At 45.2% G+C, this 26,529-nt stretch carries 23 protein-coding genes and 1 pseudogene; 7 read left to right on the top strand and 17 right to left on the bottom strand.

Annotated elements, in window-relative coordinates; genetic code table 11:
* Positions 1 to 147 precede the first annotated feature (147 nt).
* Entirely contained in the window at positions 148 to 411 is a 264-nt protein-coding gene (locus ACVC7T_RS08730; protein WP_447262808.1) for a hypothetical protein, read from the bottom strand.
* A gap of 90 nt (positions 412 to 501) precedes the next feature.
* Positions 502 to 1,362, bottom strand: coding sequence for an Rgg family transcriptional regulator (locus tag ACVC7T_RS08725; RefSeq protein ID WP_447262807.1), 861 nt, complete (start codon positions 1,360 to 1,362; stop codon positions 502 to 504).
* 98 nt (positions 1,363 to 1,460) lie between these two features.
* On the opposite strand from ACVC7T_RS08725, the gene ACVC7T_RS08720 reads away from it, so the two are divergent.
* Positions 1,461 to 2,357, top strand: coding sequence for an ATP-binding cassette domain-containing protein (locus tag ACVC7T_RS08720; protein ID WP_447262806.1), 897 nt, complete (start codon positions 1,461 to 1,463; stop codon positions 2,355 to 2,357).
* A complete protein-coding gene (locus tag ACVC7T_RS08715) occupies positions 2,341 to 3,033 on the top strand; it encodes an ABC transporter permease (protein WP_447262805.1) in 693 nt (230 codons plus the stop codon). The genes ACVC7T_RS08720 and ACVC7T_RS08715 overlap by 17 nt, the downstream gene beginning before the upstream one ends.
* 164 nt (positions 3,034 to 3,197) lie before the next feature.
* Here the strand turns inward: ACVC7T_RS08715 and ACVC7T_RS08710 are convergent, their stop codons facing one another.
* The 3 genes from ACVC7T_RS08710 to ACVC7T_RS08700 form a co-directional block, all read right to left on the bottom strand.
* Positions 3,198 to 3,893, bottom strand: coding sequence for a histidine phosphatase family protein (locus ACVC7T_RS08710; protein WP_447262804.1), 696 nt, complete (start codon positions 3,891 to 3,893; stop codon positions 3,198 to 3,200).
* A gap of 73 nt (positions 3,894 to 3,966) precedes the next feature.
* Positions 3,967 to 5,304: a PFL family protein gene (locus ACVC7T_RS08705; protein WP_447262803.1), complete on the bottom strand. Its 1,338-nt coding sequence runs from the start codon at positions 5,302 to 5,304 to the stop codon at positions 3,967 to 3,969.
* Between the two features lie 11 nt (positions 5,305 to 5,315).
* Positions 5,316 to 5,582, bottom strand: coding sequence for an ACT domain-containing protein (locus tag ACVC7T_RS08700; RefSeq protein WP_105160398.1), 267 nt, complete (start codon positions 5,580 to 5,582; stop codon positions 5,316 to 5,318).
* Between the two features lie 419 nt (positions 5,583 to 6,001).
* Between ACVC7T_RS08700 and ACVC7T_RS08695 the strand changes: the two genes are divergently transcribed.
* Both ACVC7T_RS08695 and ACVC7T_RS08690 read left to right on the top strand, forming a co-directional pair.
* Entirely contained in the window at positions 6,002 to 7,753 is a 1,752-nt protein-coding gene (locus ACVC7T_RS08695) for an ABC transporter transmembrane domain-containing protein (protein WP_172021149.1), read from the top strand.
* Positions 7,743 to 9,488 carry an ABC transporter ATP-binding protein gene (locus ACVC7T_RS08690; protein ID WP_105160400.1) on the top strand — a complete coding sequence of 582 codons (1,746 nt, stop codon included), beginning with the start codon at positions 7,743 to 7,745 and terminating at the stop codon, positions 9,486 to 9,488. The genes ACVC7T_RS08695 and ACVC7T_RS08690 overlap by 11 nt, the downstream gene beginning before the upstream one ends.
* Positions 9,489 to 9,632: 144 nt before the next feature.
* Here ACVC7T_RS08690 and fni read toward each other — a convergent pair whose 3' ends face one another.
* From fni to ACVC7T_RS08665, 5 genes are all read right to left on the bottom strand, one after another.
* Positions 9,633 to 10,727, bottom strand: coding sequence for a type 2 isopentenyl-diphosphate Delta-isomerase (gene fni / locus ACVC7T_RS08685; RefSeq protein ID WP_447262802.1), 1,095 nt, complete (start codon positions 10,725 to 10,727; stop codon positions 9,633 to 9,635).
* A 9-nt stretch (positions 10,728 to 10,736) separates the two neighbouring features.
* Positions 10,737 to 11,816: a phosphomevalonate kinase gene (locus tag ACVC7T_RS08680; protein ID WP_447262801.1), complete on the bottom strand. Its 1,080-nt coding sequence runs from the start codon at positions 11,814 to 11,816 to the stop codon at positions 10,737 to 10,739.
* A 1-nt stretch (position 11,817) separates the two neighbouring features.
* The gene (mvaD, locus tag ACVC7T_RS08675) at positions 11,818 to 12,843 is read right to left on the bottom strand and encodes a diphosphomevalonate decarboxylase (protein ID WP_447262800.1); all 1,026 of its coding nucleotides are present in this window, start codon (positions 12,841 to 12,843) and stop codon (positions 11,818 to 11,820) included.
* 1 nt (position 12,844) lies between these two features.
* Positions 12,845 to 13,771: a mevalonate kinase gene (gene mvk / locus ACVC7T_RS08670; protein WP_447262799.1), complete on the bottom strand. Its 927-nt coding sequence runs from the start codon at positions 13,769 to 13,771 to the stop codon at positions 12,845 to 12,847.
* Between the two features lie 166 nt (positions 13,772 to 13,937).
* Positions 13,938 to 14,144 carry a helix-turn-helix domain-containing protein gene (locus ACVC7T_RS08665; RefSeq protein ID WP_238595438.1) on the bottom strand — a complete coding sequence of 69 codons (207 nt, stop codon included), beginning with the start codon at positions 14,142 to 14,144 and terminating at the stop codon, positions 13,938 to 13,940.
* A 102-nt stretch (positions 14,145 to 14,246) separates the two neighbouring features.
* Here ACVC7T_RS08665 and ACVC7T_RS08660 point away from each other — a divergent pair, with 102 nt between their 5' ends.
* Positions 14,247 to 14,756 (top strand): hypothetical protein, encoded by a 510-nt coding sequence (locus ACVC7T_RS08660; protein WP_105110368.1) that lies wholly within the window; start codon positions 14,247 to 14,249, stop codon positions 14,754 to 14,756.
* 288 nt (positions 14,757 to 15,044) lie between these two features.
* On the opposite strand, the gene ACVC7T_RS08655 is transcribed toward ACVC7T_RS08660, so the two are convergent.
* From ACVC7T_RS08655 to ACVC7T_RS08630, 6 genes and pseudogenes are all read right to left on the bottom strand, one after another.
* Positions 15,045 to 16,304 (bottom strand): MATE family efflux transporter, encoded by a 1,260-nt coding sequence (locus ACVC7T_RS08655; RefSeq protein ID WP_447262798.1) that lies wholly within the window; start codon positions 16,302 to 16,304, stop codon positions 15,045 to 15,047.
* A gap of 308 nt (positions 16,305 to 16,612) precedes the next feature.
* Complete coding sequence (thrC, locus tag ACVC7T_RS08650; protein WP_447262797.1) at positions 16,613 to 18,097, bottom strand: threonine synthase; 1,485 nt, start codon at positions 18,095 to 18,097, stop codon at positions 16,613 to 16,615.
* A 103-nt stretch (positions 18,098 to 18,200) separates the two neighbouring features.
* A complete protein-coding gene (locus ACVC7T_RS08645) occupies positions 18,201 to 18,407 on the bottom strand; it encodes a hypothetical protein (protein ID WP_105122132.1) in 207 nt (68 codons plus the stop codon).
* 23 nt (positions 18,408 to 18,430) lie between these two features.
* Complete coding sequence (locus tag ACVC7T_RS08640) at positions 18,431 to 18,796, bottom strand: PH domain-containing protein (RefSeq protein ID WP_105122131.1); 366 nt, start codon at positions 18,794 to 18,796, stop codon at positions 18,431 to 18,433.
* A 421-nt stretch (positions 18,797 to 19,217) separates the two neighbouring features.
* A complete protein-coding gene (adhE, locus tag ACVC7T_RS08635) occupies positions 19,218 to 21,869 on the bottom strand; it encodes a bifunctional acetaldehyde-CoA/alcohol dehydrogenase (protein ID WP_105160406.1) in 2,652 nt (883 codons plus the stop codon).
* A 252-nt stretch (positions 21,870 to 22,121) separates the two neighbouring features.
* A pseudogene (locus ACVC7T_RS08630) lies at positions 22,122 to 22,580 on the bottom strand (thiamine pyrophosphate-dependent enzyme); the annotation flags it as partial.
* A gap of 286 nt (positions 22,581 to 22,866) precedes the next feature.
* Here ACVC7T_RS08630 and ACVC7T_RS08625 point away from each other — a divergent pair.
* Positions 22,867 to 23,358 (top strand): phosphatidylglycerophosphatase A family protein, encoded by a 492-nt coding sequence (locus ACVC7T_RS08625; protein WP_105110693.1) that lies wholly within the window; start codon positions 22,867 to 22,869, stop codon positions 23,356 to 23,358.
* 41 nt (positions 23,359 to 23,399) lie between these two features.
* Here ACVC7T_RS08625 and ACVC7T_RS08620 read toward each other — a convergent pair whose 3' ends face one another.
* Entirely contained in the window at positions 23,400 to 25,859 is a 2,460-nt protein-coding gene (locus ACVC7T_RS08620) for a YhgE/Pip family protein (RefSeq protein WP_447262796.1), read from the bottom strand.
* A 124-nt stretch (positions 25,860 to 25,983) separates the two neighbouring features.
* On the opposite strand from ACVC7T_RS08620, the gene ACVC7T_RS08615 reads away from it, so the two are divergent.
* Complete coding sequence (locus tag ACVC7T_RS08615; RefSeq protein WP_447262795.1) at positions 25,984 to 26,523, top strand: TetR/AcrR family transcriptional regulator; 540 nt, start codon at positions 25,984 to 25,986, stop codon at positions 26,521 to 26,523.
* Positions 26,524 to 26,529: the final 6 nt, after the last annotated feature.

Here is a 26,529-nt window from a genome sequence, read left to right as displayed (position 1 = left end):
CGGCTACAATAATCACATCCTGCTGAAATTGCTTTCCTTTAAAATGATTCATCGTCATTCCTCCTGCTATCTTTTTCTATTATTCTACCTTATTTGATAGTAGATTTAAAACTTTGCAACAGAACCAATCAGAGAATATCCCTGATTTCATTTCTTGATTGTTTTAGAAAATGGTGTTTTATGTGTCGTGATAAAGTTCTCAAGCCAGCTAGCATCATCGCTCTCCGTCGCTACTTCTTCCCTTCCCTCATCCGTGTCCTGTTCTTCATCGTCTGAAAAATCGACTTTCCCAAACAGAACTACCTTGTCCTCCGTTTCAGCACTTGCTGAACTGCTATTAGTTGTTAGAAGCCCAAAAGCTACAAAACCTAGTATTGCAAGAGCACCTAAAACAAGTAATTTCTTCATCATTATTTCCTCCAAGATAAATAAACATTATTCGTAAATTTATAAAACTTACAAGTATCATCTTACAAGAAATAGCGAGCCACTTAAAATTCATTACATATCTGTAACTTTCTCAATTTCCTTATTGATCTGGTGGATTAAATCATAGCAATCTAAAAATTTGGCAATATGCAGGCATTCCTTCATTATTTCTAGGCCACCATCATTTCCATTCATGTAGGACAAGCGTGCTTTTAGGAGCTTAAGCAGCAAGCGATCCCGCATATTCTTTTCCATGATATTGACAGAGTCAAGAATTTTGAGAAAGCGAATCGCAGCAATCTCCTCTCCCCTATCTAACAAACTACTCGAAATATTGATGAGCACCTTATAGACATTATCTCTGTTTTCTGTGATGTCCATATAAAACTTTGTTCGATTGAGAACTTCCATTCCCAGAACTTCCAACATTTTGCTAGGAAGACCTCTGCTACAATTTCCGAAAATCCAGAGTTCAAATTTCCCCCAATCATCTATGGACATTAAATAGTCCGATAGAATAACTTTTTCATCCTCTGAAACATCATAATCAGGATCGCACCATTGTTGCTTAAAAACATGAAAGGCTGCAACCATCACCCTATCAAACTGACGACCATCTCTATCATACTCTGCTTGATGGTACAAAATTCTATCATCCATATACTGAGCATTATGACTATAAACTGCACGAACAAATTCCTCTGATGAAAACAAATTATCTATCTGAAAGTAGGACTGGTAGAGGGTAGAAAATTCGCCTTCTACCACATTCATCCGTCTTAAGCAATTAAAAAATGTGTCTACAGAAAGATTACTCTTTCCATTTTCAAAGCGTGATAACTGAGCAGGTGTCACGAAATCCCCTGCCACTTCTTTTAGAGACATATTTTTTGATTCACGAATGAGTTTAAAAATTTTTCCGTAAGTTCCCATTATATTCTCCACGCGTTACATTTATGTAACGAAATTTGCTAACTTTTGAATCTAGTATATCATAGATTTATCATTTTTTTATAGAAAGGCAGGTAGTTATGGCATCTCTCTTATCTACCCAAGAATTATCAAAACAATATGGGAAACAAAAGGCCGTTCATCAGGTTTCTTTAACGATTAATAAAGGAGAAATCTGTGGCTTAGTCGGTGAAAATGGTGCTGGGAAAACAACGCTTCTCAGAATGTTATCGGGCCTCATTTCCCAAACTTCAGGTACCATTACTAGCTCAAAATATTGTCGTATTGGAGCTTTAATTGAATCCCCTGCTCTACAACCTAATTTATCTGCGATCGATAATCTTCGTTACATGGCTCTGCAATTAAATCTCAAGCAAGCGGACGAAAAAATCTTAGAGACATTAGCAATTGTCGGTTTAGAGGATGTTGATCCTAAGAAAAAATCCAAAGATTTTTCACTGGGAATGCGTCAACGTTTAGCCATTGCCTTAGCTATCCTAGATGACCCTGATTTTTTAATCCTAGACGAACCGATTAATGGTCTTGATCCTGTTGGAATCAAAGAAATGAGAAGTATTATTTTAAATCTTCGAAATCAATATGGGATGACCATCCTTATCTCCAGTCATATCCTATCAGAGCTTGAGATGGTGGTTGATCGCTACATTATCATGCATAAGGGTCTTATCGTCAAAGAATTCTCAAAGCAAGAGCTTGAACAAACCCTAGAAGAACATCTCTATCTACAAACGAACAACCATCCTAAGACCTTGACTATCCTTGAAGAGCAGGGCATCGCTTACAAAATAGATAAGGATTATATCAGTCTGCCATCAAATACGAATGTTATGAGCCTCATTCATCTCTTGATAAACCATGAGATTGAGGTCAAAGAAATTTTTAAACAACAAATGTCATTTGAAGATTATTACCTGACATTGATTCAAGAAGGAGAAGAGCATGATACATTACTTTAAAGCTGATTTATTTAAGATTCAAAAAGAACAGAGATTAACGATTTCATTGGGAATATTGGCTTTACTGTCCTTTTTATCCGCTTTTTTGTTGCATGGCAACGAAGACTTCACTAGCTCTCTTATTCAATTGCTTTCTCAATTTATCACACTATTTTTTATCGTTCCAGCCAACCTATTCTTTGGAGAAGATTTTACTTACCGTACCATCAATCATATTATTATCAAGCAACAAACAAGAAAAGGGGTATTTTTCTATAAAGTCTTAGCAACCTTTGTACTAGATCTCGCTTATATCCTTCTAGCCTATTTATTGAGCAGCAGTGTTGGCTTACTTCTAGGTGATCGTGTTGATTTTGCAGTAATAATACAAAGTTTCATTGCTCAAACACCTTTATTTATCTGTATCTCTCTGTTGTCCATCCTGATATTTGTCAAGTCTAATAAGGTCAATCAAGCCTATCTTGCCTTTAGTTTAATTAGCCTTCTTTTTGACAATATCTCCAACCTCATTATCAGTAACCTACTCCATATGAAATTACCAACAGATTATTTTCTATTTCTTTCGCTTCAACAAGGGGAACATATTTCAAGACTATCCATGGGTGTTAGCTTTATGGCTAGTATGCTATATTTTTATATGAGTTACGTTATTTTTAGTAAAAAAGAGTTTAAATAGTGATGTAGGAACCATCACGTACACAAAACTATGACAAATCATGAATATTCTTTGACTAGAGAAGCAACAAACATAACTTTATTCCTATTAATTACTAAAAATGCACCTTTTCATCCAACTTTGATAGGAAGAAACAGGTGCATTTTATATTTGGAAGCAAAAATTTACTTCCCTTGAGCAATCAATTCTGCTCCGCGATGACGATAGGACATATCACCGACTGCTTCAATGGTAAATTGACCATTTTCATACTTGAGAACGGTGATAGAGCCATTGTCTAAGAATAAATTGGTCGGACTTTCTGGATTGAGCAGATTAACAAGTGTTGCAATAGTCATGCCGTGGCTGACCACCAGAGCATTGCCACCACCTTGTTTTTCTACATCTTTTGCAATGGATTCAAAACCTGTCAACAAGCGCTCGCGCAAGACTTCCCATGACTCTGACCAACCAGCCGTGTCTGCTTCCTGAATACCTGCAGCAATTTCTTCATAAGACATTCCCACTGTATCAATCGTGCCCCGTAAACGTGGCAAAACACCTTGGAAAAGATCCGCATCATACATACCTTCAAAACTTCCGAAACACCATTCACGGATACGCTTGTCTTGGTAGTAAGGGATTTTTCCTAAAATTCCCAACTCACGCTGGGCAATGGTCATAGTCTGAACGGTTCGCCCCAGATCACTAGATACAGCAAGTTTAAAATCAATACCCGCATCCTTTAGCCCCAATCCCAGTTCACGAATCCCTTCCTCACCTGCCTTGGTCAGCGGTGTGTCACACCAGCCCTGCACGCGCCCAATGGTATTAAACATGGTTTTCCCGTGACGAGAAATATATAATCTTACATCTGCCATATCATTCTCCTTGTCTTTTCTTACTATTAGTATAGCAAAAAACCGACTGCTTGTCGCAATCGGTTTACGATTTTTAGTTCTTAAAGCTATGAATCGGTGCTGGAATCTGACCACCACGGTTGATAAAGTCCACAGACGAAGCCTGATTGACCTTCATGACAGGAGCTGTTCCAAGTAGTCCACCAAATTCGATCATGTCCCCTTCTTTTCCAAGAGGAATAATACGAACCGCAGTGGTTTTCTGGTTGATAACGCCAATAGCTGCCTCATCCGCAATCATGGCAGCAATGGTTTCAGCTGGCGTTGTTTCTGGAATAGCAATCATATCCAAACCAACAGAACAGATGGCCGTCATAGCTTCCAATTTTTCAAGGTTAAGGGAGCCATTTTGCACCGCCGCAATCATGCCCTCATCCTCAGATACAGGGATAAAAGCACCAGACAAACCGCCGACCTGGTTACAAGCCATTACCCCACCCTTTTTGACTGCGTCATTGAGCAGAGCAAGGGCAGCAGTCGTTCCGTGCGTACCAACGGTTTCTAAGCCCATTTCCTCCAAAACCCGTGCCACTGAGTCGCCAACAGCCGGCGTTGGAGCAAGGGACAGGTCCACGATACCAAACTTGACCCCCAGGCGTTCACTGGCCATATTACCAACCAACTGACCGATACGGGTAATCTTGAAGGCGGTCTTCTTGACGGTCTCCGCCACCACATCAAAGCTCTCACCACGCACTTTTTCAAGGGCACGCTTGACCACACCAGGACCAGATACGCCGACGTTGATGACCACATCCGCCTCGCCGACACCATGGAAGGCACCCGCCATGAAAGGATTATCCTCAACCGCATTGGCAAAGACCACCAGCTTGGCCGCACCCATATCAGAAGCTTCCGCCGTCTCCTTGATGATCCGCCCCATGTCCCGCACAGCTGTCATATTGATACCCGACTTGGTCGAGCCGATATTGACTGACGAGCAGACCTTTGTCGTTTGGGCCAATGCCTGCGGTATAGAGTTGATGAGGATTTCATCTCCTTTTTGGTAGCCCTTTTGAACCAGAGCTGAAAAACCCCCGATAAAATCGATGCCGATCTCATGAGCCGCCTTGTCCAAGGCATGAGCCAGGGGAAGATAATCCGTGGCATCCGTCGCTGCACCAATCAAAGCAATAGGCGTCACCGATACCCGTTTGTTGACAATAGGGATACCAAGCTCTGCCGCAATCTCATCGCCGACTGCTACCAAGTTCTTGGCCTTGGTGACAATCTTGGTATAAACTTTCTCCGCAGCCTTGTCGATATCCGAGTCAATACAGTCCAAGAGGGAAATTCCCATGGTGATGGTCCGAATATCAAAATTCTGCTCCTCAATCATCTCAATGGTTTCTCTAACCTGTCTAATATCCATGAAACCTCTCCTTACAAGTTGTGCATAGCATCAAAAATGGCAGCACTTTGAATGTTGATTTTCACGTTCAAGGACTGACCAAAGGTATCCAATTCCGAACGCAACTGAGTGAAATCTTTCTTCTCATCTGATGATACCACCGCCATCATGGTAAAATACTCATCCAAAACGGTCTGTGAAATGTCATCGATATTGAGCCCCAAGGCCGCAAGTTTGCTTGCAACACCTGCCACGATACCTGTCTTATCTTTTCCTACAACAGTAACAATTGCTTTCATGTTTCTACCTCATAAAATTTTCTCCTATTTTACCACAAATAAGAGGAAAACGGAATTGCTAGGACATATTGACCTCGAAATGTTCGCATCTCCAGTTTATCTGAAAGACAAGGACAATCTCAAAAAATAGTCCTCATGGCTACTTACTTTCCTTTTTCTGAATAGTATGTTACACTGGAATGTACATTTATAACCTGTATGACTCCACAGTCTGGGGAGAGACTGTTGGAAGTTGGAGAGGGAGCGAACAGAGTCCGTATCATTCGTTATGACTGGTTCGGAGCCTATAACGCGAATAAACGGAGTTTGCTACGCTACCTCAATCTCTAACAAAAAACAGGAACTATCCGTTGGAATCTTAGAAAAGATATCCAACCTTTATTTTGCCCAAACTCTATGAAATAAAAGAAAGGATGATTATGAAAATTGTCAAACAACTCTGGTGGTTTTTTAAGCTAGAGAAAAAGCGCTACCTCCTTGGCATTATCTCTCTGTGTCTGGTCAGTCTCCTCAACCTGCTGCCGGCCTATATTATGGGAGAAATCATTGACCAAATCGACAGCCGTGCACTGACAGGACAGGGACTCCTCTTGGGCGTACTGGGGCTTATCCTATCTGGCTTTGGCATGTACGCCCTCCGCTATGTCTGGCGAATGAATATCCTGGCCACCTCTTTTCGTCTAGGAAAAATTATGCGGGCTCGCCTCTTTGAGCATTTTATGAATATGTCGCCCTCATTTTTCCAAAATCACAGGACCGGTGACCTCATGGCCCATGCCACCAATGATATCAATGCCTTGACCCGTCTCGCAGGAGGCGGTGTTATGTCCTTCGTCGATGCGACTGTGACCGCTGTGGTGACCCTGGTAACCATGAGTTTTCTGATTTCTTGGCAAATGACCCTGGTAGCTATCCTACCCCTGCCCTTCATGGCTATGACGACCAGCTATCTGGGCCGCCGCACTCATGAAAATTTCAAGGCCTCTCAAGCTGCCTTTTCAGAGCTGAACAATAAGGTCCAGGAATCTGTGTCTGGTATCAAAGTCACCAAGTCCTTCGGCTACCAAGAGCAGGAAAGCAAGGCCTTTCAAGAGGTCAACCAGGCAGCCTACCTCCAAAACCTCAAGACCATGCGCTACGATTCCCTCTTCGACCCAGCTGTCCTCTTCTTTGTCGGACTCTCCTATGTTCTCACCTTGATTTTTGGCTCCCAATTCATCGCCCAAGGCCAGGTTACCTTAGGGCAATTGGTCACCTTTATGACTTACCTGGACCTGCTGGTCTGGCCCCTCATGGCTATCGGTTTCCTCTTTAATATTACCCAGCGTGGTGCTGTTTCCTACGACCGCATCCAGAGTTTACTGGATGTTCATTCTGATGTAAAAGAGGCCAGCAAGCCTCTGCCAGCACCAGAAAATGGACAAATCTCCTACAAGGTCGACCGCTTTTCTTACGATAAGGATTCTGAGCAGCCTACTTTAGAAGATATTCACTTCAGCATTGAAAAAGGTCAGACTATCGGCCTAGTTGGTCCAACAGGTTCTGGAAAGACCAGTCTCATCAAGCTCCTCCTACGGGAATATGATGTAGACCAGGGCGCTATTTCCCTAAACGGGCAGGACATCAAAAACTACCGCCTGGCAGACCTGCGTGCCCTTATGGGCTATGTTCCCCAGGACCAATTTCTCTTTGCGGCCAGTGTTGCGGACAATATCAGCTTTGGCGACCCTGATTTGGAATTGCAGCACATCAAAGAGGCGGCCAAAACTGTCCATGTCTATGCAGACATCGAAGACATGCCTGACGGCTTTGCGACTATGGTCGGTGAGAAAGGGATTTCCCTATCTGGTGGGCAGAAACAACGTCTAGCCATGGCCCGTGCCATGATTCTCAACCCTGACATCCTGATTTTGGATGATTCCCTATCAGCAGTTGATGCCAAGACAGAACATGCTATTATCGAAAATATCAAGAGCAGCCGTCTGGACAAGACCACTATCATCACAGCCCACCGGCTCTCAGCTGTAGTCCATGCTGACTTGATTTTGGTTATGGAAGACGGAAAAATCGCCGAGCGGGGTACCCACCAGGAACTCTTGGAAAATCAAGCCTGGTACTACGACACCTACATGATGCAACAACTGGAAATGGAGGAAGAAAATGCAAGCTAAATCAAAAGAAAAAGGCGTTTTCTGGCGCCTCCTATCCTATCTCAAACCCTACTCGCTCCTAACTGCTGCAGCCCTGACCTTTCTCTTGCTGACGACTGTTGTTCGCAGCATCATTCCCCTTCTAGCCTCCCACTTTATTGACAATTATATCGGACATATCTCCCAGTCTGGGACCATGATTCTGGCTGCCTATTTTGGGCTTTATCTGGTGCAGATGCTCTTTCAGTATCTAGGCAATATTTGGTTTGCCAAGGTTTCCTATAGCGTAGTCCGAGATATTCGTCGGGATGCCTTTGGCAAGGTCCAAACTCTAGGCATGGCCTATTTCGACCAAACACCGAGCGGTTCTATCGTGTCTCGCCTGACCAATGACACAGAAAGTATCTCAGAGATGTTCTCAGGAATCCTATCCAGCTTTATTTCAGCCCTCTTTGTCATCGTGGTTACTCTCTATACCATGTTTGCCCTGGACTGGAAATTGACCTCCATGCTGGTACTTTTCCTGCCCGTCATCTTCATCCTGGTCAATCTTTACCGAAAAAAATCCGCTCCTGTCGTCGCTAAGACACGCAGTCTCCTCAGCAACATCAACAGCAAGCTAGCAGAGTCTATCGAGGGCATTCGGATTATTCAGGCCTTTTCTCAGGAAAAACGTCTAACTGAGGAATTTGAGGCTATCAACCAGGAACACCTGGCCTATGCTAGCAAGTCTATGGCCCTGGACAGTCTCTTCCTCCGTCCTGCCCTATCGCTGATTAAGATTTTGACCTATGCCCTGCTGATTAGCTACTTCGGCTTGGACTGGTCAGACGCTACTGTATCTGCTGGGATGATTTATGCCTTCATCCAATATGCTAACCGCCTCTTCGACCCGCTTTTGGAGGTCACCCAGCATTTCTCTACCCTGCAAACCTCCATGGTTTCGGCCGGCCGTGTCTTTACCCTTATGGACCAGACCATTGAGGAACCCCTGCAGGTTGACCAGGGAGCCCGTATCAGCCAGGGAGATATCGCTTTTGAGGACGTTTCCTTCTCCTACGACGGCAAACGGAAAATCCTTGACAAGGTTTCTTTTCAGGTCAAGAAAGGCCAGACTATCGCCTTTGTCGGCGCGACCGGTTCTGGAAAATCGTCTATTATCAACGTCTTCATGCGTTTTTACGAATTTGAATCCGGGCGGGTTCTGATTGACGGTCAGGATATCCGAACCTTCCCTGCCCAGGAATTGCGGTCAAATATCGGTCTGGTCTTGCAGGACCCCTTCCTCTATCACGGAACCATTGCCTCCAATATCCAGATGTACCAGGATATCAGTAGAGAGCAGGTCGAGGAGGCAGCCCGCTTTGTGGACGCTGCTCCCTTTATCGAAAAATTACCAGACGGCTATGACCATCTGGTTACCGAAAAAGGTTCCGCCTTCTCAACTGGACAACGTCAATTGCTGGCCTTTGCTCGCACCATGGCCAGCCAGCCAAAAATCCTGATTTTAGATGAGGCCACAGCCAATATTGACTCCGAAACCGAGCAAACTGTCCAGCATTCCCTGGAAAAAATGCGTCAAGGACGGACCACCATTGCCATCGCCCACCGCCTATCCACCATCCAAGATGCCGATTGCATCTATGTCTTGGACAAGGGCAAGATTATCGAGTCGGGCAACCACGAACAACTCTTGGCCATGAAAGGCACCTACCAACGCATGTACCAATTGCAAGCAGGCCAATTGGCAGAGTAAAGATTGTAAAAGGAGCACCTCAGCCAGGTGCTCCTCTTTCTATTCTATTCCATTATATTCCATAAAAACCAATCTAGCCTAGCTCCCTCGGAGCCTTTCAGTCACCAAGGCTCTCGACAAGGATAAGATGATTTTCTAAGAGTATTATTTTTCTGCTGACCGTCTTGCATAGGCCGTCCAGTCAATACCACGTGCCTGACACCAATTCTGCACAGCCGGTGCTAGAATCAGGTCGGTCTTTCTCAAGTCTGCCACAGTTTTAGCACCCAGCATGGTCATGATTTCCGCAATCTGTGTCTGGTAGCGGTCGATAGCCTGCATGGCCTCTTCCAGGCGGTCTGCCTTGCCGTCTTTTACAAATTGCAGGAAGTGATTGGACATCCCGACCAGGTCAGCACCAAGGGCTAGGGCTTTGACAATATCTAGCGGATTTTTAATACCACCTGAGGCGATGACCTGAGGACGACGGTCAGCCGGCAGAGACATGACCTCCACCAGAGATACCACCGTCGATTGGCCCCAACCCTCCAGGTAGTCGTAATCATGAAAGGCCCGACGGGCATTCTCAATCTTGGCAAAATCCGTCCCACCAGTCCCCGAAATATCAACTGTCTGGACACCAACCGAGGCCAATTTTGCCACCGTTTCCCGGCTCATACCAAAGCCAACTTCCTTGGCAATGACAGGCACATCCAGCTCTCGCACCAGGATCTCGATATTCTTCAACCACATAGAGAAATCTCGGTCCCCCTCTGGCATAACAATCTCCTGAGGAGCATTGACATGAATCTGAATGGCATTGGCCTCCAGCAAATCTACAGCCCGCTTGGCATTGTCCACATCGTGGTGGGCACCTAAGTTAGCAAAAATGATTCCGTGAGGATTTTCTCGACGCATGACAGAAAAGGTCTCCGCCACAGAAGGATCCTTAATGGCCGCACTAACAGAGCCCGACGCCAGCGGAATCTTCCCAAAGCACCCCAAAATCCCCAGCATCTGATTGATTTTCCCAGTCCTTTCACTTCCGCCAGTCATGGCATTGATGAAAAATGGGTGGGCAAAATCCAAACTAGCCACACTGGTTGCAAGGGACACATCCTCCAGCTTAAGCTCTGGCAAAGAATGGTGCACAAAACGAGTCTGGGCAAAGTCCGACGCCGACTGACTACTATACTGCTGGTTGGCCAGCCCCACATGCTGGTCCTTACGATCCAAGCCAAATTGTCCAAAATAATACATAAAATCTCCTTATTCACGCATGGCGATGTTTAGTTGGAGTGGAAGAATCCCGGCTTGTCGCCAAGCCATCTCAATGATCTCTTTTTGTTCCCTACTGTCTACCAGGCAGATGCCGCAGTCACCTCCACCTGCACCTGAGGATTTGGCCACCGCCCCATAAGCCTGGGCCAGATTAGCCAGTTGACTCAGTATAGGCGTCTCGATGACCAGGCCCATATCAGCTGAAAAATCCTGCAAGAGCCTGCGATTTTCTGCCACAGCCTGCTTGACCGCTGCCACTTGTCCTGTCTGACAGGCCAGGATAAACTGCTCCACACAGGCCTTTGAGTCGGCCAGAAACTGGCTATGGATACGATCCTTCTGCTCCTGGCTTTTCTGACTTTCCAGCTGCTGGACCAAACTGTCAGTCGAGGCCGCCGACCCCGTCCAACCAACCAGGAGTTGCAGGGGAGCGGGTAGCTGGATAGATTCAATCTTCAGGCCCAGCCAATCAGAGACTAACAAGTCCTCCAAGGACTGCTCTGCCATTGCCTGCAAAAGCCAAGCCCGGTCCAAAGAATGGTAGGCCACAAGTCCCCCAAAGCTAGAAGCTGCCAGGTCACCAAAGGAACCGGTCATGCCCAGCTGGGTCTGGGCCAGGGCAGCCAACTTGTAAACCAAGAGGGGCTCAGCTGACTGTTCGTAATAGACCAAAACCGCCTTGACCGTCGCCACCGTAACCGCACCTGAAGAACCCAGTCCGTACTTGATGCCTGATACCTGGTCGTCCAGGTCTGACTGGATGTCTAGGGCATAAGCTCCTTGACAGGTCAAGCCCTTGGTCCGCAGATAGTCCTCGGTCACCTGCATAGCTGTCGTAATCAGTGGATAGGGATTTTCCCCATGGGTAACAATAGTCGCTCCCTGACGGCTCCAAGGCAGATAGAGGTCTGCCTGCTGGATAGAATGAATACTGGCCTGGTCTGACGTTTGAACGGTCACGGTCAGATACTGGTCTACTGCCGCAATGACAGCTGGCTGACCAGCCTCGACCACCGCATATTCCCCTGCCAGAAAGAGCTTGCCTGGTGCTTGTACTTGTACCTGCATCCTAAGACCTCTCTTCAAATGCCTGCTGGGAGCCTTGCCAGTCCTCATCTGTCAGAACATAGGCCGCAGGACCTGGTAGGCTGGTAATGATTTTTTCTTTGGGGAGGTACCGAGATAAGGTATCGACCAGCTCTGCCATTTGACTGGCTCTGCAAAGAACCTTGATATTTGGTCCCGCATCCATGGTCATGTAGGCTGATAGGCCACTTTCCTCACGGACCTGACGAACAGCCTCCTGGGCCAGCAAACTATCTGCCGACCAATAGGTAAACGGCGGATTGGCAGACAGGGTGGTAGCATGCATCTTCATGCCATTATGCTCGGTAATCTGACCGACCTGTTCAAAATCCCGGTCCGCAATAGCCTGCTTAATAGCCTGCAAATCTTCCTTGGCGGTGTTCACCCAGGCCTGGTAAAAGGGGGACGTTGCGACCGTATGGTCCATGCCTTCACGGCTAGCAATCTTTTTCTGACCTGTATTGACCGCAAGAACAATCATGCCAATATCCCAGTCCGCATCATCGATGGGATGGGCCATAGAATCTGCCGAACCTGTCCCCATATCCCACTCGACAAAACCTCCGAAAAGGCTACGGGTGCTGGAGCCTGAACCACGACGGGCAAGGGTTGACAATTTCTCTCGACTCAAATTCAGACCTAGAGCTGTCGCGGTAGCCAAGGTCAGGGCCGCAAAGGCTGAGGCCGAGCTGGCTAATCCTGCAGCAGTCGGAACAAAATTGAGACTTTCCACTCGGGCAAAAGTCCTCTCACCTATATATTCGCAAAATAAATCCAAAAATCGCGAAATTTTTAAAATTTCTTTTGAATCTTGCAAGATTCCATTTAAATAAAACTCATCAGCCGTCAAATCGCTGTCAAAAATCACCTTGGTATCTGTGTAAAAGGCATCCAGGGTCAGTGACAGGCTGGAGTTCATGGGCAAGAAGAGTTGCTTGTCTCGCTTACCCCAGTATTTGATCAGGGCGATATTGGTATGGGCACGGGCAATGCCGATTTTCTGGCTCATCTTATTCTCCTAAGTATTGGATCCAGGTTTGCTTGGCGCCTGCTTGGGCGAGGATGCGGGCCAATTCCTGGGCTTTTTGTTCTGTTTTTACAAGGGCAATCATACAGCCACCACGTCCGCCTCCGGTCAGCTTGGCTCCTAGAGCTCCATGGGTCTGGGCTAGGCTGACCAGTTTATCTAGGCTGGGGTCTGACACGCCTAATTTTTGTAAGAGGACATGGGCTCGACTCATCTTTTGACCTAGAAGCTCTGCCTGATCATGGGCTAAATCCTCTCGAGCAGCCTGGGTTAAAGAACCTAGTTCTTCCACTAGCTGAACGGCCTTTGGCTCATTTTCCAAAAGAGTCGCAACATCAAGGATAGCCTCAAGGGTATTTCCGGTGACGCCGGTGTCAGCCACGACCAAATAGGCCTGGAGGTTGAGGGCCAAAGGTTGGATGGGCTGGTTTTTGACGAAATAAATGGGGGACTTGCCGCTAGTCATCGCTGCATCAATGCCTGAGGGGTTGCCGTGGGCAATCTTTTCCGAGGACTGGACGATGTCCCAGAGCTCGCTGTCGGTCAGCTCCTTTTGATAGTAGGCAAAGAGGGCGCGTGCCACCGCTACTGCCACTGCGGCACTGGAGCCCATGCCCCGCTCTGCTGGTATAGTGGAACTAATCTGGATATGAATGGCCGGGTCGGTCGGTGCTCCGATGCGGTAGAGGGAAAAGCGAATGGCGTGCTTAAGACTCTCCCAAATCTTGGGCATCTTGTGGACAAATCCCTGATAAAAATCACAGGTCACGGATAGAGCAGTCCCTTGGGCCGCAACGGTCGCAGTAATCTGGACAGCAGAAAAAGGCATGGCAATGGCCGGCTGACCGTACACCACCGCATGCTCTCCCATTAAAATAATCTTTCCTGCCGAAGCTCCTACTGCTGTCATATCTGTCTCCTTGTTAATCAGCTCTATTATACCACTTTTTTAAATCAATAGAAAATGTGAAAACAGCCGACCATCGCCGACTGTTTTCTAGGAGATTATATAGATAAATTATTTTTTCAATAAAGACATCAGTCTAGAAATTGTAACATATACAGATTGTACACCCTTAATCTTCTATAAATTCAACAATATCATTCGGAGTACACTCTAGAATCCTACATAATTTTTCTAACGTTAATAATGTAATATTTTTATTTTTCTTAAGACCATCTAATGTTTTATTATCAATACCTTCCTTTAGGAGACGGTATTGAGAGATATCTTTTTCACGCATAGTGGCCCACAATGGTGCAAAACTGATAATCGTAACCATCTCCTTTCTGTTACAATTATATGTTTAATGCCCACATTTTAATATTGTGTTTATATCCACAATATGCTATAATATAGAAAATATAAAAATTAGGAGTTCCTTATGAAAAGAACCATCACATTATTAAGCGCAGTTGCCTTAACCGGACTTTTACTCACAGCATGTTCCAGTAATGAAGCAACAAAGACATCTAGTGCCCCTGAAGTGACTGAAACTAGTTCATCTAGTACTGAACAAACAAACTTTAAAATCGGTGATACCTTAGCATTCGATGGCGAAGCGAACATTACCATTACGGGAGTTTCATATACAGATGAGCGGAATGAATTTGCAGAAGTAGATCCTCTGAAAGTTATTGTAGTCTCATATAACGTAGAAAATCTTTCTGATAAAGACTATGTAATTGGTAGTGAAATTTCCCTCTATGTAAACGGTAAAAAGATGGAATCTTATCCAGTTGCAACAACACTTGACACTATTTCTGCTGGTCGAACATTTGAAGGTGCCTCACAGGCATTCGCGATTACCGAAGAGGGGGAATATGAACTAGAAGTCGTTCCGTCACTCAGCTTCACTGCCAAACCTGCTATCGTTCCATTTACTATTGAATAATAACTCTCTAGCCAGCGCCTAAGACGCTGGTTTTTATTTTATTTAACACTCGCTACTTGCTCCTCAAAGCGACCTTAGCATTGTTTACTGTTATTAAGGAAACATCATATCCTTCCATACAATGTCGTATTTACTTAGATTTTATTCCTAATTCGCTGAGCAATTTATTTATTCTTGAACACAACAGGAAAACAGCCGACCACCGCCGACTGTTTCCAGGAGATTATATGAAAAAAATTTCGCTATTTCTAGCTTGACTATAGTATACCCCTTCAAGCTTAAAGAAAGCTAAAGCCATTTTTTATAACAAATATACAATAATCCAGCCCGAAAGGCATTGTCCAGGATAGTCGCAATCCAAATGGCATCTAATCCTAGCTTGAAAACCTTGACCAAGATTAGGGCGCCAAGTATCCGCACCAGCCACATGCCCAGACTAGTGGCGAAAAATGGGAGCTTGGCATTGCCCAAACCCTGCCAAAGAGCCGTCAGAATCAGAGTAGCCGCCGTAACCGGCACACCGAGCAGGGAATAAAACAAGACAGTCTGACTGGCTTCCGCCACTAGAATGTCTTCGGTATAGAGTCTAGTAAGCTGCGGGCCAAATAAATAGGCTAATCCAGCAACCAAAACCATACAGCCGACGGACAAGAACAAACCTGCTTGCAACAATTGAGCAACCTGTGTCTTATCCTTACGGTATCTAGCCGTCAAGATGACCAGGGCCGTCGCCAGTCCCATGGCTGGTATGTAGTTAAACTGGGTCAGGGTTTCCCCGATAGCATTTCCCGCTAGAACAGCCGTCCCCAGACTGACAATAAGGCTGACCACCACGACATCCCCCGCCCGCATCATCAGCCTTTCTCCAGCAGCGGGTAGGGCAAGTCTGACCAAATCCTTATCCATGGACCAGGTCCATTCTGCCAGGGGAACTGGCAACTGCGACCAAAGGAGCAGGCAACCTATGAGACGAGATAGAACTGTTCCGACAGCAATTCCAGCCACGCCAGCATGGAGCACAAAAACGGCGAAAGCGGAGAGCAGGATGTTGAGGAGATTGCTCAAGAGGCTGACATACATGGGGAGGGCAGGCCTACCAAGAGACCTGAGAATGGCGCTGAGGCTGGTCATAAGACCTAGAAAAACGACAGCACCGCCGACTAGGATCAAATAGAGACCGCCCGTTTCTACGACCGCTGCCTCTACTCCCAATAGAGCCAGCAAGCTAGGGCCTGCCAAAATAGCGACTAAACCCAAAATACCGCTGACAAGTAGGGTCAATTTGAGACTTTCCGTCATCCTGGTTCCGACCACTTGCTCACCTTGGTTGCTGGATTGGGCCAGACGTGCAGAAATAGCAGCAGCCAGGGCGATGAAAAGGGCCTGGTAAATAGCCAGAATATTGTTGGCGACGGAAACACCTGACAGGGCAACCATCCCCAGACCTGCCACCAGGTAGGAATCTACCATTCCCATCAGCATCTGCAGGACATTTTCTCCCATGGCAGGTAGGGCAATAGAGATTATTTCTTTATAAATTTTTTTCATAAGACATAGAAAAAGGGAGTGGGCAAGAACTCGACAAAGCTAAGAAGAGTTCGTCTGCCCACCCCCGCACAGCTCCAACGGTTTGGGGAACCTTTGGAGATTGAAAATAGAGCGAACAAAGTTCGCATCATTCATTAGGTCTGATTCGGAGCGTAAAACGCGAACGAAATGAGGTTTGCTACGCAATCCTTATTTCCAACCTTTCACAGTTCCCCAAACTGTGAAAGCCAATCAACCACTGCGCTGAGATGTTGACATGAACTATAAAAAGCGAGTCTAGGCTTTTGCCCACTCCTTGAATATTCCAATTATACTCCCAAATAACGCTCGACTTCGACCTGCATATCCGCTGCCGCAACGACGGTATTGTGGCGGACAGGTGCCGTTTCCAAACCATCCACAGCTGGTGGCAGGGCTACACCTGAAATTTCATGGAGTTTAGCCAGCGCCTCAAAGTCTGATAGACCTGTTTCCCCTGTCACAGACTGGACTGCCACAACTGGGAACTTGTAAGGACTAGCTGTAGAGGCGATAACTGTCGGTGTCTGGTCGCCTGTTTTCTCCACATACTTCTTATAGACAGCGGAGGCAACAGCCGTGTGTGGGTCCTCGATATAGTCTGACTCTTCATAAACACGCTTGATTTCCGTCGCTGTTTCCTCTTCCGTCGCAAAGGCGGCATCAAAGAGAGATAGGATAGACGCGTCAGCCCCTTGGATGTCATACTGGCCATCTGTCGCCAAACGATCCATAAGTTCAGCTGTTTTTGCTGCATCATTTCCAAAGAGATGGAAAATCAGGCGCTCCAAGTTAGACGATACCAGGATGTCCATGGACGGGCTAGTCGTCACGCGGAAGGTGCGTTTCTTGTCGTAAACGCCGGTCGTGAAGAAATCGGTCAGGACATTGTTGTCGTTGGATGCACAAATCAGTTTATTAATCGGAAGGCCAATTTGCTGGGCATAGTAGGCAGCCAGGATGTTTCCGAAGTTACCAGTCGGTACAGTAAAGTTGACCTTGTCGCCAGCCGTAATCTCGCCAGTCTTGACCAGCTGAGCGTAGGCGTAGACATAGTAGACAATCTGAGGCACCAGACGGCCGATGTTCATAGAGTTGGCTGATGAAAATTGTAGTTTCTTAGCGGTCAATTTTTCACGCAAATCCACATCGTTGAACATGTATTTGACCGCTGTTTGGGCATCATCAAAATTACCGTCAATAGCTACAACATGAGTATTATCACCAGTCTGGGTCGTCATCTGTAGTTCTTGCACCTTGGAAACACCGTCACGTGGATAAAAGACCACGATACGGGTGCCAGGCACATCCGCAAAACCTGCCATGGCCGCCTTCCCAGTATCGCCAGAAGTCGCGGTCAGGATGACAATTTCATTTTCCAGACCATGCTTTTTGGCGGCTGTCGTCATCAGATAAGGCAGGATAGACAGAGCCATATCCTTAAAGGCAATGGTCGAACCACGGAAGAGCTCCAGGTTGTATTGGCCCTTTAGTTTTACCACTGGGGCAATATCTGGCGTATCAAACTTGCTGTCGTAGGCATTGGTGATACAGTAATCCAGCTCATCTGCCGTGAAATCATCTAGGAAGGCAGACAAAATCAGCTTCGCCACTTCTTGGTAGGAAGCGTCCTTGAGCTGGTCAAAATTCAAGTCAACTGCTGGTGCAGAAAGCGGTGTAAAGAGACCACCGTCTGTCGCCAAGCCCTGCAAGATAGCCTGGCTGGCAGAAACACGGTTGTTAGCATCTCGGGTGGATTGGTAAACTAAAGTCATGGGCGAATATCCTCTAAAAATCTATTTCCCCTATTCTACCATAAATTGACAGAAAATTGGAAAGATTTGAGAAAAAACCGAACAGCGGTTCGGTTTTCAGGCTTTATTTGTCCTTCAACAAGGCCAAGCCTCCGAAGAAAGACCAGTTGAGGAGGGACAGATAGGCTAGCCCTCTCAAAAGTCGAAGGCTGCTGAGCGTGTCAAAATCGATACCATCTTTAACAGCCAGCAGCCAGTCCCCAGCAAATAAAAGATAAAGTGCCCCAAGACAAGCTACGGCAATTAAAATAAAACCAAGTTGCTTCTTCATATCCTTCCCCCTCCTATCCTGCCTTATAAAATGGCTTCCGCAATCAAGCGGTCAAAGCGTCTGATATCAATTCCTTTTTTCAGATTTATCTTGATATGACCTGCCCTAGTCCAGAGTTCAACTTCCGCATTGAAATCTAGGAATTTTCCTGCATTTTCCGTTGACCACATATTGATAGAACTGTAAGGGAGCGAGTACATCTCTACTTTTTTACCCGTTAGCCCCTGTGCATCACGGACAATCAAGCGACGATTGGTAAAAATAGCACTGTCTCGTATGGTTGCATAGGCAGCCTTGGGCTCCTCACCCGGCAATAAAATCTCAAAAACATCAGCTGGCACTGGACATTCACGGACAAAAGTCCAGGCTAAAGGGGTTAATTCTGCCATAGGAGGCCTCCTTGTTTTTATTTTAGTATATCATAATATAAATATTTCCTCAATAACCAAAAACACCAGCCTACCTTGTGTAAACTGGTGTTTGAGAAAGTTTTGGAGGCTGGTCCATTTGTTTATACAACGGTTGTTGAGGAACGATTTTCTAAACGAACCTAGATAGATTACCGAAACCGTTCTAGCCCTAAGTCTTTCTAGGCAGATAGACGAAGACTAAGCCTATTCAGTTTTGAAATCAGTTTTTCCTAAGAGAATCTAGGCGGCGAAGGTGACGGTTGAATTCAAGTTCACCTAGTCAACAACGAAGATATCCCAAATCATCAAGTCATGATTTTCTAAACGAGTCTAGGCAAAGCGACGCAGGCATAACTGAAGTTAAGCAGGGAGCTTTAACGACGAATCGTGACGAAAATCATTACTTGAGACGTCCTGGACGTTCTTTGTAACCATAGTAAGCATCTTCAATGATTTCCTGCATATGGTCAACCATCGCCAGACGTGGGTTGGCAGGTGTACATTGGTCTTCATAAGCAAGAAGGGCCAATTCACGAGAGTATTCTTTGAGTTCTTTCTCGTCAACACCTTGGTCTTTCAAGTTCATCTTGATACCCAAGCGTTCGCCGAGTTCATAGACTGCTTTCGCGTAAGATGCTACACCTTCTTCTGGTGTTGAAGCTGGAAGTCCGAGCATTTTCGCGATGTCTTGGTACTTCTCATCTGCACGGTAGTAGTTGTACTTAGGCCATGTAGCGGTCTTAGCTGGACGAGTACCGTTGTAACGGATAACGTATGGAAGCAAGATAGCGTTGGTACGACCGTGAACAGTGTGGAAGCGTCCACCAAGTTTGTGGGCCATTGAGTGAGAAATACCTAGGAAGGCGTTGGCGAAGGCCATACCTGCCATTGTTGATGCGTTATGCATTTTCTCACGAGATTCCCAATCTGCTTCTTTTACAGATTTTTCAAGGTTTTCAAAGACCAACTTGATAGCTTGAAGAGCCAAACCGTCTGTGTAATCATTGGCAACGGTTGACACGTATGCTTCTGTTGCGTGGGTCAAAACGTCCATACCTGTATCTGCTGCTACAAAGTCAGGCACACTCATAACAAATGCTGGGTCAACAATGGCAATGGTTGGTGTCAATGAGTAGTCAGCAAGTGGGTATTTACGGTTGTTTTTCTTATCAGAAATAACGGCAAATGGCGTAACTTCTGAACCGGTACCAGATGTAGTTGGGATACCTACGTACTTAGCTTTTTCACCCAATTCTGGGAATTTGAATGCACGTTTGCGGATGTCCATGAATTTTTGAACAAGGTCACGGAAGTCCACTTGTGGTTGCTCGTAGAAGAGCCACATGATTTTCGCAGCATCCATTACAGAACCACCACCGATTGCGATGATTGTATCTGGTTTGAAGGCTTTCATTGCTTCTGCACCGCGTTCAACTGTTGTGATATCTGGATCTGGTTCAATATCTGAGAAGACGGTGTACATGACTTTGTTTGAGCGAAGTTGCAACTGCTCAATCACACGTTGAACAAATCCAAGTTTCACAACGACTTCATCGGCTACAATCATGACTTTCTCAACATTTGCCATTACTTGCAAGTATTGAATAGAATCACGTTCAAAGTAAATTTTTGATGGAACTTTAAACCACTGCATGTTATTTCTCCGTCTTCCTACTTTCTTGATGTTGAGCAAGTTAAGGGCACTTACGTTGTCACTCACAGAGTTGCGTCCATAAGAACCACATCCCAAGGTAAGAGATGGAAGGAAGGAATTGTAAACATCACCAATACCACCGAAGGTTGATGGAGAGTTCCAGATAACACGGATAGCTTTTACACGCGTACCGAACTCTTTTGCCAAATCTGCATCCGCTGTGTGGATAGCTGCTGAGTGTCCAAGACCATGGAATTCAACCATTTGACGTGCTGCTTCCAGACCTTCTTCACGACCTTCTACTTTCAAGACAGCGATAACTGGTGACAATTTTTCACGTGTCAATGGCTCTTTTTCACCGATTTCAGCCACTTCAGCCGCCAAGATGTTGGTCCCTTCTGGTACTTTGAAGCCAGCTTGCTCTGCAATCCATGCAGCTGGACGACCTACGATGTCCGCATTCAATTTTCCTTCTGCACAGTTTTTGCTGTTAGCCTTCACGCCAAAGCAGAATTCTTCCAGAAGGGCTTTTTCTTTTTTATTGACAAAGTAAGTGTGGTATGATTTGAATTCTGCCACGAATTCATCATAGATGTCTTTATCCACGATAACCGCTTGTTCAGAAGCACACACCATACCGTTGTCAAATGACTTAGACATGACGATATCATGAGCAGCTTGACGGATGTTTGCTGATTTTTCAACATAGGCAGGAACGTTACCCGCACCTACTCCAAGTGCTGGTTTGCCGCAAGAGTAAGCTGCACGCACCATTGCGTTACCACCTGTCGCAAGAATTGTTGCGATACCGTCGTGCTTCATCAACTCTGAAGTTGCTTCCATCGATGGTTTTGTAATCCATTGGATACAGTTTTCAGGTGCACCTGCTGCTACAGCTGCTTCATAGACAACACGGGCCGCGTGTGCTGATGATTCTTGTGCAGATGGGTGGAAGGCAAAGACGATTGGGTTACGTGTTTTAAGAGCAATCAATGATTTGAAGATGGCTGTTGAAGTTGGGTTGGTTGTTGGAGTAACCCCACAGATAACCCCCACTGGCTCAGCAATCAAGGTCAAACCAGTTACTTCGTCGTCTTCAATCACGCCAACAGTTTTGACACCACGCATGTTGTTCACAACGTGTTCGCAGGCGAAGAGGTTTTTAGTCGCCTTGTCTTCAAAGACACCGCGACCAGTTTCTTCATGGGCATGCATAGCCAAGACGCCGTGTTGATCCAAGGCAGCTACTGACGCTTTCGCAACGATGTAGTCAACCTGCTCTTGATTGAGAAGACGAAATTCTTCCAGAGCCACAAGCCCTTTTTGTACAAGCTCATCAACGTGTGCACGAGCTTCTGCCAATTTTTCTTCTGGTGATACTACTTTTTTATCAGCCATGATATTCCTCCAAAAATTCCGTTAATCATTTTGTTAACTTTTTCACAATGTTATTGTACACTAAGTTTTTTGTTTTGTAAAGTCTTTTTGTTAAATTTTTCACAAGTTTTTTAAAAAATTTTTGAAATAGTAAAGAAGGACAAATTATTTCTGGCTGGACATTTAATTGAGCAACAAAAAGAGCCAGGCAACTAAGCCAAGCTCTTCATCTAAAATCTTTCTTAATCGTGCTAAAAGCCGTCTTGTTCTTCTTTATTTTTTAACAGTGTGACTTTCCAAGCCTTCTTCTTCCAAGAAGATGCGGAATGGCACCAATTCTTCTGCTTCGTAGCGTTCTTTGAAGGCTGCGATTTCTTCTTCAGAAGCGAGAGCTGGGTCCAACTTCATGGACTCTACAGGTATTGGACGTTCTTTGGTAATTTTGGCATCAATGACGACCGTTTTACCGTTTTTATTGTCCTCAACCGCCTTGCGCATGACTTCGTCCATTTCTTCAATCCGACGAACAGTGTAACCAACGGCACCTTGGGCTTCACCAATTTTGGCATAATCAACATCAATAAAGTCTGTACCGAAGAGGTGTTTGTTGGTGTCCTCGTATTTATTCTTAATATATCCGTACTCTGTATTAGCAAAGACAATATTGATGACAGGCAGATTGTACTGAACGTTGGTCACGACGTCTGGATAAGACATGTTGAAGGCACCGTCAAAGAATTCGGCATTTTCCCAGAGGATGTTTACAAAGACCAAAAGGTGACGGTGACTGACGACAAGCAGAGTCTTACCGTTGGCAATAAAGACAGCAAAAATAAATTGACCATCACCGCCACAAACGGTACAATCAATCTTGGAAGGAAAATAATTCCCTAATGAATAAAGGAGGTAAAGTCTTTTAGTTTACTTTTAGTACTAGGCAGCGAGGTGTATGCATAACTGGGGTTAGGCAAACCGAGCTAACGAAGTAATAAAAGAAAAACTAAATGACGTTAATAAGATGAAAACACAAGCACTAACCCTACTAGACGAACGTGGCGTACCACTCGAGCGCATTGCCGAATTGGTCATGCACCTGCAAAACAAATACATTCCTGACCTGGAATTTGCGGAGTGTTTAGAAAATGTTCAGGCCGTCCTAGAAAAACGCGAGGTACAAAATGCTATCGTGACGGGGATTGAAATAGACAAATTGGCTGAACAGGGCTTGGTATCCCAACCCCTTCAATCCGTCCTCATGAATGACGAAGGACTCTACGGAATTGATGAAATCCTCGGTCTCTCCATCGTCAATCTCTACGGGACTATCGGTTTTACCAACTATGGCTTTCTGGACAAGTCCAAGCCCGGCATCATCTCTGAGCTCAATAGCAAAGACGGCCAGCATTGTCATACATTTCTTGATGATATCGTTTGTGCAATTGCAGCCGCTGCTGCTAGTCGAATCGCACATAACGACCCCGATAAAAGTGCAATTACCAACCAAAATTAACTGAAAAACCAACTGTTCACATAGAGCAGTTGGTTTTATTATTATTCATTTTTTTGATTATAAATCAAGAGACCGAATCCCATGAAGCCTATTAAGAAGAGGCTCAGCATCCAAACTTGATGACTACTATTTCCAACCATAGAAATGGTTTGACGAAGACCTGAAACAGAATAGGTCATTGGAAGATAAGGCTGAATGACTTGGAAGAAGCGTGGGCTAAGTTCGATTGGATAGGTACCGGCGCTTGAACCCAGTTGCAATAACAAGATAATTAAACTTGCAAAGGAACCGAACCGGTTATTCCAGCCCACCAAGGCTGTAACGAGTGCCATAAAGGTCCATGAGGTCAAAAGGATTAATCCCAAGGTTGCCATTGGATGAGCCGGATCAATCCCAATTAACAGAAGAACTCCATATAAAATCAGTGCCGCTAGGCTGGCAATTGCACCATTCAATAAGAGTTTCCCTTTAGCCCAATCCCAACGATTTTTGTAGGAACGATTATCAATGTGTTTGACAAAAATTACATTCGCTGATAAGGCTGCAACCATTAGGGCAACAGACACCATGTAAGGAGCCATGCCGACTCCGTTGGTCTTCACATCATCTTGGTCACTGTGTTCCAAGGTGACTGGTTGAGAAACTGCTTGTGCATTTTTGTCTTCTACAGAGACGACTGATAGTTGTTGACTGGCTGAGCTGAGTGAATTCGTTAGGGTTTCACTACCTGTACGAAGACTGGAAATACCGCTTGTCAAGGTTTGACCGCCACTAGCTAATTGATCTGCACCAGCAATCAATTGCTGACTACCAGAAGCCAGTTGTCCTGAACCGCTGACAAGTTGACTGGAGTTGGATGCCAAGGTTGCCAATCCTGATGTTAACTGGCTACCTCCTGATTGGATGCTACTATTATTCGCAACCAACTGAGCTCCGCCCTCTGCTAATTGGGCAACACCTGCGGTATAGGCTGTCACCCCTGACATAAGCTGACTAGCTCCACTTGACAGTTGCGTTTGAAGTTGACTTACTCCACCTGTTAGCGCCTGAGTTCCTGGTAGAACTTGTTGGTTCAAGGCGGTGTTGACCTGACTCAAGCCACTTGATAGGTTTTCAATGGCTGTTGTAGCCCCTGGCAATGCTTGATTGGCAGCCGTGTTGATCTGACCGACAGCTGATTGAAGCTGGCTCATTTGTGTTGCCATGCCAGAAAGACTTTGCAAGCTTGATAGGGCTTGACTGAGTTGCGACAATTGACCCAGAATCGTTTGGGCTAATGTCACTGTTGTCGAAGGTGAATTTTGAAGGGCACCAACCAATTCAGCTTGCTGATCAGCTGTCAAGTTTTGATAGGTAGCCGTTGCTTGCAAGGCTTCAATGCTGGCTGTTTTATCCGCTTGCGCTGCTGTCAACAATCCTTGAGTTTGGCTCCCCATCTCTGTCAAGAGATTGGATAAACTGCTTGTATCTACTGTAAGTCCTCCGATACTTGATAGGCTATCATTTAATTGATTGATGGCCGCCTGCAACTGTGGAAGCCCTGTCAAGAGTGCTTGTATCTGACTAGACTGTTCAGCAGACAAACTAGTTGAACTAGCGAGTTGCTCCAAGCCTGTCTGCAATTGATTGGCCCCTGTTACCAGTTGTTCAACCTGACTGGCTCCTGATTGCAATTGTCCCACCCCAGCGATGAGCTGAGAGGAATTGGCATTTAATTGCTCCGCACCTGAAGCAAGACTAGCTACCCCATTTGTATAGGTGGTTAAGCCACTGGAAAGTGTTTGACTTCCTGAAGCAGCCTGATTGACTCCATCTGTATAAGACACAACCCCAGTAGCCAATTGGTTTGCTCCTGTCACCAGTGATTGACCTGATGAAGATAAGGTAGATAAGCCTGATGATAGAGTCTGACTTCCGGTTTCTAATTGACTAGCTCCATCTGTCAATTGTTGGCTTCCATCTGCTGCCTCAACCATGCCGTTTTGAATCTCTCCCATGCTGTCAAAAACAGCCGAGGTGTATGTTTCAGTAATCGTCTCTGAAACAGACGCTTTCAATTTTTCCATGGCTGATTCGCCCATCTTAGAAGCGACAAAGCTGTGACCTTTAGAGGTTTGGTAAGAAATTGTTAGTGGTTCAGGCTGATCCGTTAAGAGACTAGAAGCTTTTTCTGACAAATCTTCTGGTAGAGTAATGACCATATAATAGTCCCCTTCTTCCAAACCTTTTTCTGCATCTTTTTCTGATACAAAGTGGAAATCCAGACTCTTGCTTTCTTTCATATTATCCACCATATCATCACCAATGGTTAAAGTTTTATCTTGAAAGGTTGCAGACTGATCTTGGTTTACAACTGCTACAGGTAGCTGATCCAATCGTCCATAAGGATCCCACATAGAGGTTAGGAAACTAATATTGTATAAGGCCGGGACACAAGCTATACCAATAATGGTAATCAAGGTCATTGGTCGAGTGAAAAAATTCTTTACTTTTTCTGACATAAGCAACTCCTTTAGACATCCTGTCCAAAAACTGATAAAATACATTATACAAGTATCATTTTCAAAATCAAGTAGAAAGAATCGTTTTTAGACAATGTGTCTAAAAATGTTCAAAAGGAGCAAAATGGGAACAGATAATCGGAAAGAACGGACACGTCAAGCCATTTTAGAAGCAATGGTGACTTGCCTAGAAACTCAAGGGTTTAACGAAATTACAACCACCCACCTCGCTCAAACAGCAGGAATTAGTCGCTCTAGTTTTTATACCCATTATAAGGATAAATATGAATTGATTGACTCCTATCAACAGGGACTTTTTCACAAATTAGAGGCCATATTTGATCGCTATGATGGAAATCGACAGTCCTCTTTCTTAGAAATTTTTGAACTGCTCTACCGAGAAATATTACTCTCATCCTTATTGACCCATAATGGTACTCAAGAAATACAGAGTTTTCTAATAAATAAAGTCCGATTACTTATCGCAAATGATTTGTCCGAGCGTTTGGGAAAAGAAGATTTATCACCACTTGAAAAAGAATACAGCAGCATCTATTTTTCGCATGCCTTCTTCGGTATCATGCAGGTTTGGATAAAAAATGGAAAGCAAGAATCTCCTCAATATATGACCGATTTTTTCTTGAAAATGCTACCGCGAGAATGAAGAAAA

The organism is Streptococcus sp. P25B114 (assembly GCF_053010325.1).
Note: the sequence above shows the minus strand (reverse complement) of the source record. Positions and strands in the feature narration are given on the sequence as shown.